A 1276-nucleotide genomic window follows, 5' to 3' on the forward strand; every position below is an offset into this window, starting at 1 on the left:
GCATGACATGATCGCACTGAAACAGTCGCTTCAACCGGCACTCTCTTATGGAATTTTATATGCCGCAGGCCTTTTGCCGAAGGGCATGCAGCGCGCTTTGACGGAGAGTTTTGGCAACAAGACAACGGCGGTGATGTCAAATGTTCCAGGGCCTCGAGAGCCGCGTTTTATTGCGGGCTCTCGAATCAAGGAGCAAATGTTCTGGGTACCTCAAACGGGTGATCTTGGAATTGGCTTAAGTATCATTAGTTATGGTGGTCAAATCCAATTTGGCTTAATTGGTGACTCGCGCTTGTTGCCCAATCCTGAGCGAATTGTTTCTCGTTTTGTGGCGCAGATTGAGCTGCACAGAACCGATGTGGTTGCCAGCTACATTGAAGACATTGTCCAGCCGACGATCATTGGCTAGGCCGAAGTAAGTCGAGGCTTGTCTTTTTAGAAGAGGAATGCTTGAATTCGCGCTCCCAAAAGTGAGTGCGACGAGCGTATTTCTTCATGACTTCTACACAAGATGACAACAAACCACAGGTCCCTCTGGCCACAAAGCTGAATCTCGAAACCGCACAAATTTCCTGGAAAGAATTGGAACCGCATTTTGCGGGCGGGAATGTAATTGCTGTGGATAAGGGCCTTGACCTCTTACTGGTCGCAGAGCAGATTGTTGCGGACAACACTGACATAATCAAACAGTGGATGAGTGAGGGGAAAGTGGCGCAGGTAGCGGACGATCAGGCGCTAAGCTGGTCAAATGACAACGCTTTGCTGTGGGCAGTTGTGATCAAGCCTTGGATTCTTGTTCAGCAGCGCTAGACTAGCTTGCGGCGAAGCGGAAAAGTTCCTTTGAGAGCTTTATTGGTTGGTCAATTAATGGCGCATGGCCACTTTTTGTAAATGGAATGACGCTACAATTTGAATTCAAATCAGCCATTCTTAATTGCCCTGTTGCAGGATACATGTCCGATTTCATTCCCACTAGAATATCAATCGGTACGTTGCTGTTTGTTACCGCTGATCGTAGGTCGTAGCGCTCGGTAATGTAGGAGTTCAGGCAGTGCATATAGGCTGACCAGTTTTCGGTTGGAAGTATTTGTTGCGACACCCATTCTTTAGAAATAAGTACTCTCGATAGGGCTTTGTGAATTGGGTTCGAGAGCGCGGAAGCAAAAAATTCGGAAAGCTCACGATGAATTTGCCATCGCAGTGCTAGAGGAATCTCCTCATAAGCCGCTTTTCGCGTCATAAAGGGCGCAAGATCTTCGATGAGTCGTTCTGCGTT

General features: G+C 47.8%; 3 protein-coding genes. 2 read left to right on the top strand and 1 reads right to left on the bottom strand.

The annotated features are described in order from the left end of the window. Nucleotides 1-409 (top strand): WSD1 family O-acyltransferase (locus A3751_RS05480; RefSeq protein WP_156492269.1); only part of this gene is annotated, 409 nt, incomplete at its 5' end. Between the two features lie 86 nt (nucleotides 410-495). Further along, a complete protein-coding gene (locus A3751_RS05485) occupies nucleotides 496-810 on the top strand; it encodes a DUF2288 domain-containing protein (protein WP_068453187.1) in 315 nt (104 codons plus the stop codon). Nucleotide 811: 1 nt separating this feature from the next. Here the strand turns inward: A3751_RS05485 and A3751_RS22650 are convergent. Beyond that, on the bottom strand, nucleotides 812-1276 hold a 465-nt coding region (locus tag A3751_RS22650), incomplete at its 5' end, for an alpha/beta fold hydrolase (protein ID WP_197466194.1).

It is taken from the genome of Oleiphilus sp. HI0080 (genome assembly GCF_001635135.1).

Excerpts from the sequence above, each read along its gene's own strand:
- A3751_RS05485 (WP_068453187.1), top strand. The coding sequence starts at position 496 with ATGACTTCTACACAAGATGACAACAAACCACAGGTCCCTCTGGCCACA.